The organism is Pseudoalteromonas sp. SWXJZ10B (assembly GCF_015864475.1).
Lineage (GTDB): Bacteria > Pseudomonadota > Gammaproteobacteria > Enterobacterales > Alteromonadaceae > Pseudoalteromonas > Pseudoalteromonas arctica.
The window spans coordinates 52,658-70,243 of sequence record NZ_JADYXD010000013.1 but is presented as its reverse complement, the minus strand read 5'-3'; the positions used below and the strand labels follow the sequence as shown (position 1 = coordinate 70,243).

Genomic DNA, 17,586 nt, shown 5'->3' with positions numbered 1-17,586 from the left:
ATAATATTGGTATAAGGGTGCAACATAGCAAATTTTAACGTTATCGGATAGTTAATACCACCACTGTAGCCTACCAGTACTGCTCTACAGTAATGTTACCGGGTGCTTTGCGGCGGTTACGCGTAAAGTTTTTATCGAGAAGTAGCGCGGTGGTGTCTTTTACCATTTGTGGATTTCCGCAAATCATAAATTGCGCGTTACTAGGCTCAGGATTTAATTTTACATGTTCAAACAAGCCGTTGCTCTCAATAGCGTTAGTAATCCGGCCACTTAAGCCTTGTAATGGCTCTTCTCTACTTACAACAGGAATGTAGTTGAGTTGCTCGGGGTACACTCTTAATAACTCGTTAATAAGTGCCTGATAGCTTAAGTCGTTATTAAAACGTACACCATGCACTAAGTTTATGCTTTTGTATTTTTTCCATACATCGGGCTGTTGTAATATCGATAAAAAAGGGCCTATGGCAGTGCCAGTACCTAACATCCAAAGCTGATCGCTTTGTGGTATTTCATCAAGGGTAAAAAAGCCGGTTGCGTGTTGTTCTATAAGTACGGTTTCGCCAGGTTGTAATGTAGCTAAACGAGGAGAAAGCAAACCGTCAATAACGTTAATAAGGTAAAACTCAAGATCGGGGTTTTCAGGGGCATTTACATATGAATAAGCCCGAGCAATACGCTTGTCGCCATCCATTATAGAAAGCTTTGTAAATTGCCCTGCTTTAAACGGCTCTACATTAGCATTAACGGTTAAGCTAAAGAGCGTTTCGCTCCACCATGTTACGCTTTTTACTGTTGCTTCAACCCAATTAGACATAGTTACCTCTTGGTTTAGCCATTAAAGTTTTAAATAACTCACTCCATAAACATTAGCATTAAGTGACAAAGACTTACAGGAGAATATGACTAGATTTAAAGCTGTGATGTATGCAGAATTTACCAATAAAATAATGTGAATAATTAGCTCTGAGATAGGAGCCATTAATTGCATAAGGAAAAGCGAAGCAGCAGTAACTAAGAAAAATAAAGTCAAAAAAACAGTGCTTTTTTATTTTATCACTCACTTTAAAAGCGCTGCGTCTTATATCACCATTAGTGAATTATTTACTTGAAAAACTATTGCACTAGGAGAAGCCAAAGAGGAGTAAATGAGAAGAACCAAGCCAGAAACGAGTATTTTATCACTGACTCTAAAAGAGTAGCGTCTCTTAACCTCTTAGTGAATTATTTATTTAAGCCTTTATTAATTAATTTTATAGTTAAACTCAAATTCCACACATAAAAAAACGGCGCTAAATTTAGCACCGTTTTTATAAGCAATTAGAAAAAGTTTACGCTTTTTTCTCTTCACAACTTGCTAGGTATTCGTCAAACGTACCTTGGAAGTCGATTACTTTTTTATCTTTAATATCAATGATACGCGTAGCTAATGACGATACAAACTCACGGTCATGGCTTACAAAAATAAGCGTACCTTCAAAGTCTTTTAATGCATTGTTAAGCGCTTCAATGGCTTCCATATCCATGTGGTTAGTTGGTTCGTCCATTACAAGCACATTAACGTCTTGCATCATTAACTTACCAAATAACAGGCGGTTTTTTTCACCACCAGAACAGTTACGTGCTTTCTTGTTTGAATCGTCTGCTGTAAACAACAAACGGCCTAACATGCCACGAACCATTAAATCGTTGTGCTTAGCTGTACGCCATTGCGACATCCAATCAAACAACGTTAAATCGTTTTCAAAATCTTTAGTGCTGTCTTGCGGGCAATAACCAAAGGTCGCATTTTCAGACCATTTAATTTCGCCTTCATTACTTTTAAGCTCATCTACTAAACAGCGTAAAAATGTAGTTTTACCCACACCATTTTCGCCAATTACAGCAAGCTTAGCGCCAGCTTCTAATAGTAAATCACCACCAGTAAATAACATTTCGCCATCAAAACCATGGCCAATCTTGTTAACTTCAAGCGCTTGGCGATACATTTTTTTACCTTCGTCAAACGAAAGCGATGGGCTCATACGGCTTGAAGATTTAACTTCATCAAGCTTAATTTTATCCATTTTTTTAGCGCGCGAACTTGCTTGTTTAGCTTTTGATGCGTTAGCACCAAAACGGTTAACAAAGTCTTGTAGCTCGTCAATCTCAGCGCTCTTTTTAGCGTTTTCAGCTAAAAGTTGCTCGCGTTGTAGGCCCGCAGCATCTAAAAATTTCTCGTAGTTACCAGGGTAAATACGCAGCTCGCCGTAATCAATGTCGGCCATGTGTGTACATACCGAGTTTAAAAAGTGACGGTCATGGGAAATAATAATCATCGTACATTTACGTTTGTTAAGCTCGTTAGCAAGCCACGTAATTGTATGAATATCCAAGTTATTGGTAGGCTCATCGAGCAGCAATATATCAGGGTTTGCAAACAACGCCTGTGCTAAAAGCACGCGTAGTTTCCAACCTGGTGCTACGTTTGCCATTAATCCGTAATGAAATTCTTTATCGATACCCGCTTCAAGCAAAATTTCTTCTGCGCGGCTTTCTGCTGTGTAACCGTCCATTTCAGCAAATACGCTTTCAAGATCGGCTACTTTCATGCCGTCGTCTTCGCTCATTTCTGGTAACGAGTAAATACGTTCGCGCTCTTGCTTTACTTTCCAAAGCTCCACGTCGCCCATAATTACCGCGTCTACAACGCTGTATTGCTCAAAAGCAAACTGGTCTTGGCTTAGGTTACCTAATTTCAACCCTGGAGTAATAGATACATTACCCGCACTTGGAACAAGCGCACCGCTTAAAATTTTCATGAAAGTCGACTTGCCGCAGCCGTTAGCGCCAATTAAACCGTAACGGTTACCGTTACCAAATTTAGCTGAAATGTTTTCAAACAACGGCTCTGCGCCAAACTGCATCGTAATATTTGCGGTGGAGATCAAAAAGGGTAATCCTAGATTAGTACTGACAGGAGTACGCTGCAGCAATACGCCACAAACAAGAACCAGACAATAGGGTAAATTAGCTGGCGAATTATACAGATCAGCCACAACGAATGAAAGATAAAAGGCAGCTAATTTATAACCAAGCGAAAATAACGGCAATTCTCGTTTTTAAGCCACTATTTTTAGCGTGAGCGGTGGTACTTACTTACAGCGGGGAATGTAAGTAAGTACCACCGCCAGCAATATTAAATAAGTGTTGCAGTCAAAGAGCTAAGTTATTGCCCATGCTTTAATGCACAGGTTGATAAATTAACTTTATAGCGGCTGCATTTTTAGTAATTAATTGATTAACGGTCGCCACGTCATCAAGTGTTAGCGACTCCTTACTCAGCATAAAGTGCACATTGTTGACGTTAATCGGCGTAATAGACTTTACCTGCGTAATTGAGGGGTGTTTTTTTACAAAGTACTGCGCAACCACAGAGTCTTCAATAACATAGTCGATTCGTTTTTTATCTAGCATGCTAAATCGATTATTTGCTTGAGCAGTAAGCACTACCTGTGTTGAATACTTAGTTTTTAGTTGTTCAAGCTCGTTACCAAAAAAGCTTCCTCGGTTAATACCTGCTGTAAAATCTTGACTAAAAAGATCAGCCAAGCTGGTTACATCAGCTGAGTCTTTATGCTTATAAAGGTGCATAACTTCTTCGCGGTAGGGCAAACTAAAATGCGCATATTGAGCGCGTTGTTTTGTATAACTTGCCGCATAGGTTATATCTACCCGGCCATTTTTAAGCTCAGCTTGAACACGCGAAAAACTCGGAAAATAAGTCCATTTAATACAAAATTTTGAATCTTTAAAAATAGCTCTTACAGCATCTACTTCAGTACCTAAAAATGTATCACCTTGCTTAACAAGGTAAGGCGGCCAATTAGTTTCGTTAGTGCCCATCACTAATGTTTTTGAACACGCAAGGGCATTAAAGTGAGTAAATAGCAGTGTAGTAAATGTTAAAAATAAAGTTTTCATTACACTCCTAGTATTTAAACAGCGCATTAAGTGCTGTTTTGTTTTTGTTTATATGCTCATTAATTACTGCAAGCTCAGTAACCGACACCGTTTTTTTGCTAAACATTAAATAAATATCGTCTTTATTTACATACTCAATGTTGGTTACTAATTTTATATTTGAGCCTTTTTGGCCAAAATAAGCCCCCACCAATTCGTCTTCAATAGCAAAATCAATACGTTGTTTATTAAGCATTTCAAAGCGTTTGCTGGTTTCACTCGTGTATTCAATTTGTTTTTTATGCGTTGTTTTATATTGCTCAAACTCCTCGCCGTAATAGCTTCCAAAGTTAGCGCCAACACTAAAGCCTTGTTTAAAAATATCTTCGAGGCTTTTAACACTATGCTGATTATTTTTGTTTTCGTATAAGCGCATAACCTCAGTTCGGTAGTTATCGCTAAAGTGCACATATTTAGCGCGTTTATCGGTATAACTTGCAGCCCATCCTAAATCAACACGGCCGTATTTAAGCTCAATAAAAGCCCGCTTAGAATTTGGTAGTAACTTAACCTCAAAACAAAAAGGGGAGTCAGCAAATATAATGTTAAGTGCATCAACCTCCGAGCCTTGCAGCTTACCGTTAATGCCCATTACATAAGGCGGCCAAAAAGCATCGTGCGATGCCACGCTAAAGGTTCTTTCACAAGCAAATACATTAAATGGAGCCGTAAACAGCAAACATAAAAATACGGTAATTAATTTATTCATTACGCCTCATAGTTATTATTTCGCTCATTATTACAACAGTATAAGCCAGCTTTTGTATTTTAGCGGCACGGGTTTGTTTAAATTTGTAAATATTTCGTTAAAAATTAATTTTAGGATAAAACAACCAAACTAGCGTTGTTGGTAACCTTATCTATGGGTACACTAATAATAAATTAATACATAGCAGGGCACGTTATGTCGCCAACTAAAATTCGCAACAATGTTATAAAACTCAGTGAATTAAGCACTAAACAACCAAACTACTATCTTATACAAGGTTATTTAATGGGGTTAGGTGTATTACCCCAAATGCTCACCCCGAGTGAGTGGCAACCTGATTTATTTGGAGATATTAACCTTCAAAAAGAGAGCGAGCTAAAATACCTCGAAAGCTTAATGGCGCTGTATAATCAAAGCATGGATAAAGTAATTCAAAACGAATTAAAAATGCCAGCAAAATGCAGCCTATCCAAGCAAGACTACCGGGATTCGCTAAAGCCGAATATGCCCCTACCAAGTTACTGTAAAGGGGTTTTACAGGCGCTTAAACACATAAATAAACGTGCACTTAATGCACTACAAAAACAGGCTGTTGATAGCCTAAGTGGCGTTTTAAAAGCTTTTACTAGCGAAAAAGCAGCGGCAAAAGTATTTGGTGAATTTGCCCAATACAACGCCCAAGAATATAAACGTAATTATGTGTATTTTATGGCAGACGCTATTTTTGAACTTCGATTTAGTAACGACCTAACTTTAAGTGATGAAGATGAGGCACAATTTAACAACAGCTTTTTAGACGAAGAACCAAATGAATTAGATGAGCTTGATGAACTACTTGAACTGGTACTTGCCGACACAGAACTAAAAGCACTTGAGCCAATGCAGATGCTTTTAGAAATGATGGAAGGGCACATTACAAAGCAATTTATTAAAGACAACACAGGGCACTTTTGGGGATTGCACGAAACCCGCCCTTATATGATGCTGCGCGCGCATCGAGCAAGAATACACGCGCTGCATGGTTATACCCAAAAAGCGCAATCAGAACTCGAAGAGTTACTAAAGCTAAACCCAAACGATAATCAAGGTAATCGCTTTTTATTAATGAATTGCCTAATAATTAATAAAGAATGGGACAAGTTAGACGCTCTATTGGTTAAGTCCGACAGTGAAGAGCTACACGCAACAGCAAGCCGTGCGCTAAGTGCTTTTGTAAAACATGGCGATTCAAAACCAGCTAACAATTACAAAAAAAAGCTCCAACAGCAAAATAAGCACTTTAGCATAATACTTACAGGGCAAGAAAAATTAAAAGAACAACAGCCGCCATATTACAGCCCAGGCAGTAAAGAAGAGGTCGGTGTTTACCTTGATTCGTTAGGTAAGCAGGCGTGGATTTCGGTTCCCGCGAGTCTTTTTTGGCTAAGAAAAAAATAACAAAAAACGTTTAGCGTGATTTATATCGCGCTCAGTGCTCAACATAAGCACTTAATAATAACAGCGTATTAATTTAAAAATTTCTACTTATTAAGCCTATATTTAATGCGCTTGTTCCTGTAGATTAAACAAATAATGAATGCAGCATTAACAGTGTCTTAGCTGTTAAACGATTAGCCAAGGAGCGGTGAGTCTCGTGTCAAACACCACACTTACTTATTACAACCAAAATGCAAAAGCCTTTAGCGACTCAACACTTAACGTTGATATGTCGGCGCTTTATGCTGAGTTTTTACCGCATATTGCACAATATGGGCATATTTTAGATGCCGGTTGTGGCAGCGCGCGCGATGCCGCATTTTTTAAAGCGCAGGGTTTCACTGTAAGTGCGTTTGATGCAAGCCCAGAGCTGGCAGAGTTGGCAAGCAGTTATTTACAACAACCTGTAACAGTTAAAACATTCCAAGAGCTAAATAGTGTAAACCAATACGACGGCATTTGGTGCTGCGCTAGTTTATTGCACGTTCCAAAAGCTGAGTTACCGCAGGTGTTTTTAAACCTACAAAATGCGCTTAAACCCAATGGCGTTTTATATGTATCGTTTAAATATGGCGATACAGAGCGTGTGCACAATGGTCGTGAATTTACCGATTTAAACGAAACTGCTTTAACTGCATTAATTGATCAACGCACCGAGCTTAAAATAATAAAACAATGGCAAACAGTCGATCAACGGCCAGAGCGCGAAAGTGAAGTGTGGTTAAATGCTTTGTTGGCGCACTGTACAGCGAAATACTAGATGAATAGTTTTAACGAACATCAACAATTGCAAACTAGCCAACAACAGCTTATTACAGGCGATAATGATCCGTTATTACCCAATCTTGTACATGCAATAAATAATGCTACTGAGATTGAGATTACAGTTTCATTTATTCAGCCAAGTGGTTTAGCTTTATTGTTCGACCCACTAAGTGAAGCTTTACTTAGTGGCGCAACGCTTAAACTACTTACCTCAGATTACCTTGATATTACTCATCCTAATGCTTTGAGAGAACTTATGGCATTAGTAGATCGTGGAGCCGATGTGCGTATTTACCAAACGCACAGTAATCAAAGCTTTCATATGAAGTCGTATATTTTTGTCAAAACAAACGACCAAAAAGAGATTACTGATGGCTGTGCATTTATTGGCTCAAGTAATATTAGTGCCAGCGCATTGACCAAAGGGCATGAGTGGAATTTTAGACACGATTATACACAACCAAAAACAAGCCAAGCAGCGAAGCAATTTTTAAGCATACGCACGGCTTTTGAAGATATTTTTAATCACGAGTTTGTTACACATTTAAGCCATGAATGGATTAACAATTACATTACTAGGCGTAAAACACAGCAGTTTGTGCCGGTAAACCATGCCGATACAGCGGAACAAGTTGTTGAACAAAGCGAAGCTAAAACACCAAGGCCAGCTCAAATTGAAGCGCTTAATGCCTTAGTGCAAACGCGTACTGAGGGCTTTAAGCGTGGCTTAGTGGTTTTAGCAACGGGCATGGGTAAAACATGGTTAAGTGCATTTGATGTAAAACAGTTCAAAGCTAAACGTGTATTGTTCGTCGCGCATCGTGAAGAAATACTTTTGCAAGCACAGCGTACATTTTCTGAATTACTTACTTTATCAACTGGGTTTTATAATGGTAAACAGCGAGACAAAAACGCTGAGTGTTTATTTGCCTCTATTCAAACCATTGGTCGTAGTAATCACTTAAAGCAGTTTGCAGCAACAGACTTTGATTACATTATTGTTGACGAATTTCATCACGCGAGTGCACGGGTATATCGTCAGCTTTTAAATTACTTTGAACCACAGTTTCTATTAGGTTTAACCGCTACACCAGAGCGTACCGACCAAGCTGATATTTTAGGGTTATGTGACAATAACCTAGTATTTGAGCGTAACTTAACGCAAGGAATAGACCAAAAAACGTTAGTGCCATTTCATTACTACGGTATTTGGGATGAAAACGTAAACTATCAAGCTATTCCGTGGCGTAATGGCCGATTTGATCCAGCAGCACTTGAAAACAAATTTGCAACTCAAAAACGAGCTGAGCATGCACTTGCACAATGGCATCAATACAAACAGCAGCGCACATTGGGCTTTTGTATTTCTACCAAACATGCCGATTATATGGCAGCTGCATTTAATAAAGCGGGTGTAAAAGCATTGGCAGTGCATAGCCAATCAAAAGTGCGTCGTAATGATGCACTTAAACAATTAGAACAGCGTCAAGTTGAGGTTTTATTTACCGTTGATTTGTTTAACGAGGGTACTGATTTACCAAGCATTGATACCATATTAATGCTGCGCCCAAGCGACTCTAAAATACTCTTCTTACAGCAATTAGGTCGTGGTTTACGTACATTAGAAGGTAAAACCCATTTAGTGGTGCTCGATTTTATCGGTAACCACCATAGCTTTTTAAATAAACCTTATGCGCTACTACATGAAACCACGCCAAGTGGTGTAGTTAAAAAGCTTAAAAAACCAGACCTTGCTGATGGCTGCTTTATAAATATTGACTTAAAAGTTACCGACTTTTGGCAGCAGCTAGCCAAAATACAGCGCACCACAGCGTTAGAAGATATAACACAACTTGCCGAGCAACTTGGGCATTTACCTACATTAAGTGAGTTTTACTACCACTATGGCGATATAAAAAAGGTAAATAGTAATTTCGCTAGTTGGTTTGAGTTAATTGCTAAAACACAAAATATTGATGACGAAGCACAACAAAGTGCCAAGCAACTAGCACCGTTTTACGACTTTTTACAAAAAGGCATACAAACAACCAGTATGAACAAATGCTTCAAAGCAATAATGCTCGAGGCGTTTGTAAAGTTAAATGGATTTATAACCCCGCCAACGGTTTCACAACTTGCACAAATAAGTGCCAATGTACTGGCTCGTCATCCACTATTAAAACAAAATGATTTACAGCCAGCAGAACTTAATGCTGCCGCAGACTCAAATGTATGGGAAAGTTATTGGCGTAAAAACCCAATACATTTTTATTCTCAAACTAAGGAAAATAGTGAGCAGTGGTTTAGCTTAGAAAACGATACGCTAAAAGTAACTTTTAATGTACCAGAAGATAAAGTCGAATTATTAAATAACGCCGTTTTAGAGCTTGTTGAATATAAATTAGCGCAATACAGCCAGCGTCCAAAAGTAAAACAAAAACAAGAAACCGATAATGTAGCTCAACTGGAATTCAAACACTTTGATGATTTAGAAAAAGAGCAAGATAACGCATTAAAACTGCCGTACTTCCCTAATATTAAAATTGCCTGCGGACACTTTAAAACTGGGGATGAAAGTGATATGGAACTGATGGACGCGCCATTTGGCGCAGGCAAACTTGATCCAAACGTGCATTTTTTAGCACACGCATCGGGCAACTCAATGAATGGTGGTAAACACCCAATACTTGATGGAGATTTGCTGCTACTTGAACTTATAACACCCGATAAAGCGGGATCGCTTCGCGGCCAAATAGTAGCGATAGAGCGAGATGATATTAGCGGAGGCGGCCAGTACTTATTGCGCAAAATTAATAAACTTCCAAATGGGCAATATGAGCTAATTGCTCAAAACCCAGATTACGAGGTAATGATTGCTGATGAAAATATGCGAACGTTCGCACGGTTTAAACAAGTGGTAATGTAATCAATATTGTAGGCGGGAGCTTACCTCGCGCTTTTAAGTTGTAGGAACTGGCTTTAGCCGTGATTTTTACGTGATTTTGGGTAAGGGATTTAAAGACCTCTATTCGAGGTTATATCGCGTTGGCGATGGCAACCAAAGGGCGGCTGCCGCCGACCGCCCTTTGGAATCCCACGGCGCACCCGAGGATCACACTTTATCTTCAACTTACGTGAATGATGTGAACGTAATCAGCGTAGATAGGCCATCCGTGGCCAAGCTACGCTTTGTACAGCATCCATGCTGTAAATTACTCATCATTAAGTCAGTTTCAGGTGTGATCACGGGGAGTTGGAGTGTGCTGGTCGATTGGTGTTTATAAATGTAGGTTTTCTATTTTTGTTGGGTGTCAAAAATTAACACTAACTGAACGATTATTGCCCTAGTAGTAATTTACTGTTACCTTATTTGAAACATAATTAGAAAGGACTCTATAAAATGAAACTCAACCAAGTTTTATCAGTTGTTAACCAAGTAGAAAAATCTAAATTCATTTCATGCCTCGATCGTCTTTGTTCTGATGCCGCTAAAAACAATAAAAAACTAGCGAAAACAATCGATAATATCGACGGTCAAATTAAAAATGCCTCAGGTAGTGAAATTACTCAACTGTTCAATACCGTTCGCGACTTCTTCAAAATCTCTGTCCAAGAACAAATATTAATGAGTAGCGCTCAGCTTAACTTATTGGTGAATATTTTAAGTCGAGACGGGAATGGTGTAGCAAGAATTAGTTGGATAGAGTCACTTTATGAAAAAGAATGGGTTGAGTTATCTAGGCTATCAAAAGAGCTCAAAGAGTGTATCCAGCAAGGCGCAGCCGAAAGTGTTTTAGAGCGAAACCGAGCCTTAAAAATTTACCATGCTTGTATGAAAGAAGCATACTTTAATGATGAAAAAAATAATCGAGAAGCTAAAGTTACAGATGATGAGCGCAGTGTTCTCAACGTTCTGGCTAATGAACTTAATTTAACTACTGATGAATGCGCTGCTGTAGAGCATTTAGTTGATGTTATTCCTAAAAATGGAGTGCTAGATGCCTTAAATAGCCTCAGAGATATGGGGTTATTATTTATCAGCAAAAAGCGACAAGAAGTATTCATTCCTGATGAAATAGTTACGCTATTGAATGAGATCCAAGGAAAAGATTTAGCTGATAAATACGTGCTAAGAATACTTAGAACGCTAACAGATGCCGAACTTTCCAATGCCTTAAAAGCCCATGGTCGTAAAATTAGAGGCGTAAGCCGAACTGATAAAATTCAAACAATTATACATTCAGGAATTAGCGCAGCTAAATTATTATCCGACGATATTCATAACGTTGAAGATAACCAAAATCAACGCAAAGACAGATTAAAGCAGCTGATACAAGATTTAGAAATTGATACAGAAAAACTAGGCATTACTTTAGATGAGCGCATTGGTCTAATACTGTCATCATTATCAGGCGCTACAGAAAAAGAGTTTGATTCGCTAAGCGCAAGCGGCTTCAAACAGCTTTTAAAAACACTAGAAGAACACTTCCCAACCATGCAGGCTGTCCTTAAAGAAGCGTTTGAACTCGAAGCGAACGAAGTTATTGATACCGAAAAACTACGTGCTTTAAGTATTACGCCACACGATATTTTATATTTACTATCAAATGATGAAGTAAGAGAGGTTCGCGACAGTATGGGACTTTCTAAGCGTGGCAATGCACGTTTTGCTATCTTAGAAAGCTTTGCAAACGCGACAGATAAGCTAATAGAGAACTATGACGCATTAGCACGTCGCGATATTAATGCGTTGAGAGAAGTTGGCGCAGATGTAACAGAAGCTGATATTGGCGTTAAATTTGAAGAAGTTACAAAAGCCATTTTTGAACTACTAGAGCTTAATATTGATGAAGATCTCCGTAAAGATTTGAACACCACTAAAGATAAAGCCGATATCGTAATTTCACTCAGTGATAACGACATAATTATTGGTGAAGCAAAAACCTGTAAAAATGGAGATTTTGCTAAATATTCAACAACGTCACGCCAAGTAAAAGCTTATGTAACCCGTGCTGAAAACCAAGGTAAACGCGTAGCACAGGTATTAATAATTGCCCCTAGCTTTTCAGATGATTTCATCGAATCAGCCGAAATGGATACCGAAGTTAATATTTCATTGTTAGAAGCGCATGGGCTTAAATTAATACTTGATGCTTATAAGTCAAAGCGAAACCCAAGCTTTGCGCCTAAGTTACTAACTAAAGGCGGTTTGCTGAAAGCTGAATTAATAGCGAAAAATATTTAAGAAGTTATAGGAATCTCAAGTGCTGTAGTGGAGCTTAACACCTTTCTACGAGGTTTTAGCAGATTGCTAGCTGCAACCAGAGAGTGGCCGCCACTTATAGCCTTTAGGAATTAAGGCTATAAGTAGTAACTTAAATTGCTTCTACGCAATTGACTAACCAAAAATTACTTTTGATATGCTCGAAGGTAATAGGCTGATTTTTATAAAGCACTGAGAGGTTGAATTAATCTTTCTGTGAGCCTTCAAAATTGATGTTCATTTTTGTAGCTGAATAATAATCATTAGGCAATGTAAAAGTTACAGGCCCTTCTTTCGTAAATACACCAACTAAACTACCATTTTTTAGCATTAAACGACCAACCACATGCTTAGGCGAGCCATAACTTTTGAGATGTTGCATTTTGAAGGTTAAGCACTCACTCCAATAATCGTTTTTATCACCACAAAGATTACTTTTATAGTGCTCAATTCTAGACTCGGCGACACTTTTGCCATGTTCAAAACCAATCATTGGAAAATAAACCCAAATAAATAAGAAAATCGGGAGGAAAAGTAAAAAAACTAAAAAGAAATAAGAAGCGAAGAAAGCTATCAACGATTGCTCTTTTAAAATTAACCAGCGGATTGGAATATAGACCGAGTAAAATATAAGTTTATGCTTTACTTTGTAATGATATATTTTCTTAAATAGTTTAATGTTATTTTTTTTCCTAGCCTTTAACTGGTTATTAACTTTCTTTTTTGAAGTCTCCACCCAGATTCTAGATAGTAAATACACACTACCAAATAAAATTAAAAGTATTTGAAGTTTAAAATTAGTTATCACTTCTATAGAGCTTGCACCCAATTCTCTACTTGCATAATAAGTCCAAAAAAGAACCTCGGTACTGGGTAAGGGAAAAAAATCATACTCAAACCCTAGTCTATTTATATAGCCTTCATAATAAGCTAGCCCATGTATATATAGTGCGTTACTTAATAAACCAGAGCCAATGATAACAAGTAACAACTTCTTTAAAACTCTTAGTAATGAGTCTTCCATTTATTATGTAGTCCTTTAAATTAGTAATTAGCGTAGTGGATTTTATTTTGTGGATGGATAGCACCAGCAAGGTAAGTTATAACTCACCATTATTGACTTTAGTCCATAATCCGCCATTTATAATAGCTCACCTGTCAGATTCTAAATCATCTAGTATTTTGAATACTTGCTCTGCAAGCTTTTCGAGAACCAAGTTAAGAGTCCACTTTTTATTTCGTTCTTTTCCTTTTAATACTAGATCTATTTCACAGCCTGCAGGAACAAAATCTCTTGGATAAATGAGTTTTTCTACTGAGTCAGCATGTATTATCTTGTCGCATACTTGTTTGAGGGTGGCAGGGAGTTCTACTAAAGGTGATGCGTCGTCATAATAGATTGTCGCACCCTCCTTAAGTTTAAAGTGGGTGCTGCTTATATTTGATTGATAAATGTTAACTCTTATTGCGATGGCTAAGTTTAATAAGTTACTCGAAAGTAAGAGCTGCAATGAGTTTTCAAGGTTTTCAGATAAAACTGTTTTTGCCTCACCTTTAGAAAATGAGCTTGTTGTGAGGCCTAAGCCATGGCATGTGAGAGCTAAGCGTCTAATCTCGTTAAAATCTACTTTATGATTTGATATTAAAGGTTTCATCAATTTCCTTATTTTAAAATTATCACCCAATCGCCAATTTCCCCGCCTCATGCCACATTTCACTTGGCATGGGGCTTGTTAATTCCCACGTTATATTCATCGGCTGGCTGCCGTTGTGATTTTGGTATTTAACCTCGCCGTAGTTTACAAACCCCATGGTGCGGCCGTTTTCGTCTTTACCTTGTTCGCGTACAAATAGCAGGATGGTTTTGCCTGTTTGCTGGTGCTGAATATAGCTTAGGCCGCGGCCGTGTTCAGGGCGGGCGCTGTTTTGCGTTTGCCAATGAAACAAGGTAGGGCTGATTGCGTAGTCGTGATACAGCGTGGTAGGCGAGTAGTTTTTTTCGCACTTATTAAGTGTTACAAATAACAGCTCTAGGTTTTGTTTTTTAAATTCTAAAACGCCTTCGCGGGCGGTCGATTTTTTATCAAACGAGTGCGCCCCAAACGCAGCGAGTATTTGCTGGCGAGTATAGCGGCTGTGTAATTTTATTGCATGATTAGGTAAACACACTAAATCGCTTTCTTGCTGGTGAATACGGTTTATTAATAGCGTAATTACTTGTGCGAGTTCCTGCTGTAGCTCTTTGTGTTTAAGTGCTTGTAAGCTTTGCTCAAGGGTTTTAAAACCTAAGCTTGTGCCGGTGTTATCCCAAAAATTGTAATGCGCCATAAGCGCGTACTGTTGATTTTTTGGCGTTGGCGTAAAGCTAAAGTCGTTGTTACATAAATCACGTATAAAGCATAAGTAACTGAGCGAGTTGCAGCCAAGTAACTGGGTGTTGATAGCGCGGTAATACGCGGCGTAAATATCGGCTTGTTTTGCGGGTATTTCATCGCCTTTAAGCCAGTGCCAGCCGCCGAGTCTACCGGCTTTAGGTTTGTAAATATCTTCCAGCGTGACTTGTGGGTTTATGCGTAAAAAATTACTGAGCGTTAGCGCGTCATTAGTGTGTTGCGAATAGCTATTTATCAGCTGTTGTAAACGGCGTTTAGAGTTTATAGCTTGCTGAATATTTTTTAATATTGTTTGTTGTGTGCGTTTTTGTAGCTCTATACGGCAACCCAGCGGTAAATGCGGGAAGTTGTTTTCAATCTCAGTTTTTATTGGCTGATTACTTTTACCAATCAGTGCGCGGAACTTACTCGCAAAGTCGTATTCTGGGCGCGCATTTCCTACAAAGTCGAGCACGGTACAGCATTGCTTTTGACTGTTGTCGGGTAAACGCAAACCACGACCTAGTTGCTGTAAAAACAGCGTTAGGCTTTCGGTTGGGCGTAAAAAAAGCAGGGTATCGACTTCTGGAATATCGACCCCTTCGTTAAAAATATCAACCACACAAAGTATTTGTATTTCGCCTTGGCGCAGTCCTTGTTGTTTGGCCGCGCGCTCATTGGTGTTTTTGCTGGTCAGTACATCAGCATTTATGCCCGCTAAGTTAAATTTAGACGCCATAAATTCAGCGTGTTTTTGGCTCACACAAAATGCCAGCGCTTTAATTGCGTGAACATTGGTAACTATATCAGCAAGGCTGGATATAATTTTGTTAGCGCGGCTGTTTTCCCCTGTATAAAGGTTACTTAGCTCGGTTATATCGTAACGGCCACCTCGCCATTTTATTTGGCTTAGGTCGGTGTCGTCATCCAATCCAAAGTATTGAAAAGGGCATAAATGGCGTTGATTTATTGCCTCTGGTAAGCGAATTTCAGCGGCTATTACGCCACAAAAGTCATCCAATATATTTGCGCCATCCTGTCGCTCTGGTGTAGCGGTGAGGCCAAGTAATATTGTGGGCGTAAAGTGGTTTAAAATAGCGCGATAACTTGCAGCGCTTATGTGGTGTACTTCGTCTATCACTATGTAGTCGTAGTAATCATTGGTTAAATTGAGCGATTCAATTTGGCTGTTTAGCGTTTGGATTGACGCAAATAATTGGTTATAGCGCTGTGGTTTGTAGTTACCGACCCACAGCTCCCCAAAGTCATTGTTTTTGAGTACGCCGCGGTAAGCGCTTTGTGCTTGTTTTAGTATTTCTTCGCGGTGGGCTACAAACAAAAAGTGGGCGTTTGGGTTTTTATCGTAAACGGTTTTAAAGTCAAACGCCGATATAATGGTTTTACCCGTGCCCGTTGCGGCGACCACTAAATTTTTAAAGCGATTATGCACGCTACGTTCAACGCTTAGTTTTTCTAAAATAGCGAGTTGGTGGGTTTTAGGTGTTATATCAAAATAGAACTGGCTGCTTGCTTGGCCAACACTACGTTGTTCTTTAAGTGAATTAATGAGCTTTTCTTTGCATTCAGCTTTGCCAGTAAATAATTCAAAATCTGGCGACTGCCAATAAGTTTCAAAGGTACTTTTGGTTTTAGCTATGATGTGCGGAATTTCTTGCGCGGTAATTTTTAAGTTCCACTCAAGGCCGCTGGTAAGCGCCGAATGCGATAAATTAGACGAGCCAATGTAACCGGTATGAAACCCCGTATTACGCATAAACAAATATGACTTTGCATGTAAGCGTTCTTGCTGGTTGTTGTAACTAAGTTTTACCTCGGTATTTGGTAAGTTTGTTAAAAACTCAACCGCTTTCGCATCCGTTGCCCCCATATACGAGGTGGTAATAACTTTGAGCTTATTGCCGCTTTTGGTAAAGGCTTCAAGCTCATTTTTAAATATGCGCAGCCCCGTCCATTTTATAAATGAGACAAGCCAGTAAATAGTGTCTGATGATTTAATCTCGCGCTTTAGCTCGGTTTCGAGCGATATACCTGCATTAGCGCCGCTAAATAACTCGCTTTGGGTAAGCCCTGTTAGCGGAAAAATATCGTGAGAGTAGTCTTTAAGATTTGCAGCAATAGGGTTTTGAGTATTAAACAGTGCAGTAAGAATACGGCCTTGGCTGTCGATAAGGTTTTCGTTGATCAGCTCGTCATCGCGAATATGATCTTTAAGCCACAGCACAAGGCTGTTTGCGAGGTTTATTTGCTCTTGTAAACGCTCATTCGAATTAGGAATAGCATTTATCGCATGTTCAACAAGTTTACCTAAAAAGCGCGAAAGCCACGTAGCTGCCTCAGCCGATTCTAGCTGGCGTTCGCCCACATAAAACTGGTCACGATTTAAGTTCTGCTCAATTACTCGTGTAATTAACTGCTCGTAAATACCAATTTGCTGCATTAAATCGCTCCCTGTTTGCGAGCATTCAGTTTACTAAAATATGCAATGTAAACAAGCATTAACTCATTATTGAATTAAAGGCCGCTGCCAAGAAAATTCCCCCCGTGATCACACCCGAAATTGAATTAATGATGAGTAATAGCAGCGTATGGATGCGCGTTAAGCGATGCTTACACACGGACGTGTTTCATCGCGTTTACGTTCATATCATTAATTTAAATTGAGGAAATAGTGCGATCCTCGGGGCGCCGTGGGGTTCCAAGGGGCGGTCGGCGGTATCCGCCCTTTGGTTGCCATCGCCAACGCGATATTTGTAAATTATTTTAAAAGCTACGCTTTTCGCGCAAGCAAGCTTTGCGCCTACAGCAAATTTTATGGCCGCTGCTAAGAAAGTTCTCCCGTGTTCACATCCGAAATTAGATTAATGATGAGTAATTAATAGCATGGCGGAATTTTGTTCCCGACAAATTCCAAGTACCTAAATCCCTTTAGGCAATGCTGTTAAAGCGTAGCTTGGCCATGGATGGCCTATCTACGCTGGTTA

11 protein-coding genes are annotated in these 17,586 nt (G+C 39.1%); 4 read left to right on the top strand and 7 right to left on the bottom strand.

Going from position 1 to position 17,586, the window contains the following annotated elements:
- Nucleotides 1-70: 70 nt before the first annotated feature.
- From I6F54_RS12910 to I6F54_RS12895, 4 genes are all read right to left on the bottom strand, one after another.
- A complete protein-coding gene (locus I6F54_RS12910) occupies nt 71-814 on the bottom strand; it encodes a ferredoxin--NADP reductase (protein WP_101164395.1) in 744 nt (247 codons plus the stop codon).
- A gap of 514 nt (nt 815-1,328) precedes the next feature.
- Nucleotides 1,329-2,927, bottom strand: a complete 1,599-nt coding sequence (locus tag I6F54_RS12905; protein ID WP_197141680.1) for an ABC-F family ATPase — start codon at nt 2,925-2,927, stop codon at nt 1,329-1,331.
- 292 nt (nt 2,928-3,219) lie between these two features.
- Nucleotides 3,220-3,960, bottom strand: a complete 741-nt coding sequence (locus tag I6F54_RS12900; protein WP_197141678.1) for a substrate-binding periplasmic protein — start codon at nt 3,958-3,960, stop codon at nt 3,220-3,222.
- 7 nt (nt 3,961-3,967) lie between these two features.
- Nucleotides 3,968-4,708, bottom strand: a complete 741-nt coding sequence (locus tag I6F54_RS12895) for a substrate-binding periplasmic protein (protein WP_197141675.1) — start codon at nt 4,706-4,708, stop codon at nt 3,968-3,970.
- Between the two features lie 195 nt (nt 4,709-4,903).
- On the opposite strand from I6F54_RS12895, the gene I6F54_RS12890 reads away from it, so the two are divergent.
- From I6F54_RS12890 to I6F54_RS12875, 4 genes are all read left to right on the top strand, one after another.
- Nucleotides 4,904-6,145 (top strand): UPF0149 family protein, encoded by a 1,242-nt coding sequence (locus I6F54_RS12890; RefSeq protein ID WP_197141673.1) that lies wholly within the window; start codon nt 4,904-4,906, stop codon nt 6,143-6,145.
- Between the two features lie 196 nt (nt 6,146-6,341).
- Nucleotides 6,342-6,944, top strand: coding sequence for a class I SAM-dependent methyltransferase (locus I6F54_RS12885; protein ID WP_197141671.1), 603 nt, complete (start codon nt 6,342-6,344; stop codon nt 6,942-6,944).
- Nucleotides 6,945-9,875 carry a DEAD/DEAH box helicase family protein gene (locus I6F54_RS12880; RefSeq protein ID WP_197141670.1) on the top strand — a complete coding sequence of 977 codons (2,931 nt, stop codon included), beginning with the start codon at nt 6,945-6,947 and terminating at the stop codon, nt 9,873-9,875.
- A gap of 474 nt (nt 9,876-10,349) precedes the next feature.
- The gene (locus I6F54_RS12875) at nt 10,350-12,194 is read left to right on the top strand and encodes a hypothetical protein (protein WP_197141668.1); all 1,845 of its coding nucleotides are present in this window, start codon (nt 10,350-10,352) and stop codon (nt 12,192-12,194) included.
- Between the two features lie 223 nt (nt 12,195-12,417).
- Here I6F54_RS12875 and I6F54_RS12870 read toward each other — a convergent pair whose 3' ends face one another.
- The 3 genes from I6F54_RS12870 to I6F54_RS12860 all read right to left on the bottom strand — a co-directional run bounded on the left by I6F54_RS12870 (nt 12,418) and on the right by I6F54_RS12860 (nt 17,042).
- Entirely contained in the window at nt 12,418-13,236 is an 819-nt protein-coding gene (locus I6F54_RS12870) for a hypothetical protein (RefSeq protein WP_197141666.1), read from the bottom strand.
- Nucleotides 13,237-13,363: 127 nt separating this feature from the next.
- A complete protein-coding gene (locus I6F54_RS12865) occupies nt 13,364-13,867 on the bottom strand; it encodes a hypothetical protein (protein WP_197141664.1) in 504 nt (167 codons plus the stop codon).
- Between the two features lie 22 nt (nt 13,868-13,889).
- Nucleotides 13,890-17,042, bottom strand: a complete 3,153-nt coding sequence (locus I6F54_RS12860) for a DUF3427 domain-containing protein (protein ID WP_197141662.1) — start codon at nt 17,040-17,042, stop codon at nt 13,890-13,892.
- Nucleotides 17,043-17,586: the final 544 nt, after the last annotated feature.

Bases quoted from the DNA above. Each gene is read 5' to 3' on its own strand.
- I6F54_RS12895 (WP_197141675.1), bottom strand. From the start codon at position 4,708: ATGAATAAATTAATTACCGTATTTTTATGTTTGCTGTTTACGGCTCCA.
- I6F54_RS12865 (WP_197141664.1), bottom strand. From the start codon at position 13,867: ATGAAACCTTTAATATCAAATCATAAAGTAGATTTTAACGAGATTAGA.
- I6F54_RS12880 (WP_197141670.1), top strand. From the start codon at position 6,945: ATGAATAGTTTTAACGAACATCAACAATTGCAAACTAGCCAACAACAG.
- I6F54_RS12910 (WP_101164395.1), bottom strand. From the start codon at position 814: ATGTCTAATTGGGTTGAAGCAACAGTAAAAAGCGTAACATGGTGGAGC.
- I6F54_RS12870 (WP_197141666.1), bottom strand. From the start codon at position 13,236: ATGGAAGACTCATTACTAAGAGTTTTAAAGAAGTTGTTACTTGTTATC.
- I6F54_RS12900 (WP_197141678.1), bottom strand. From the start codon at position 3,960: ATGAAAACTTTATTTTTAACATTTACTACACTGCTATTTACTCACTTT.
- I6F54_RS12860 (WP_197141662.1), bottom strand. From the start codon at position 17,042: ATGCAGCAAATTGGTATTTACGAGCAGTTAATTACACGAGTAATTGAG.
- I6F54_RS12875 (WP_197141668.1), top strand. From the start codon at position 10,350: ATGAAACTCAACCAAGTTTTATCAGTTGTTAACCAAGTAGAAAAATCT.
- I6F54_RS12890 (WP_197141673.1), top strand. From the start codon at position 4,904: ATGTCGCCAACTAAAATTCGCAACAATGTTATAAAACTCAGTGAATTA.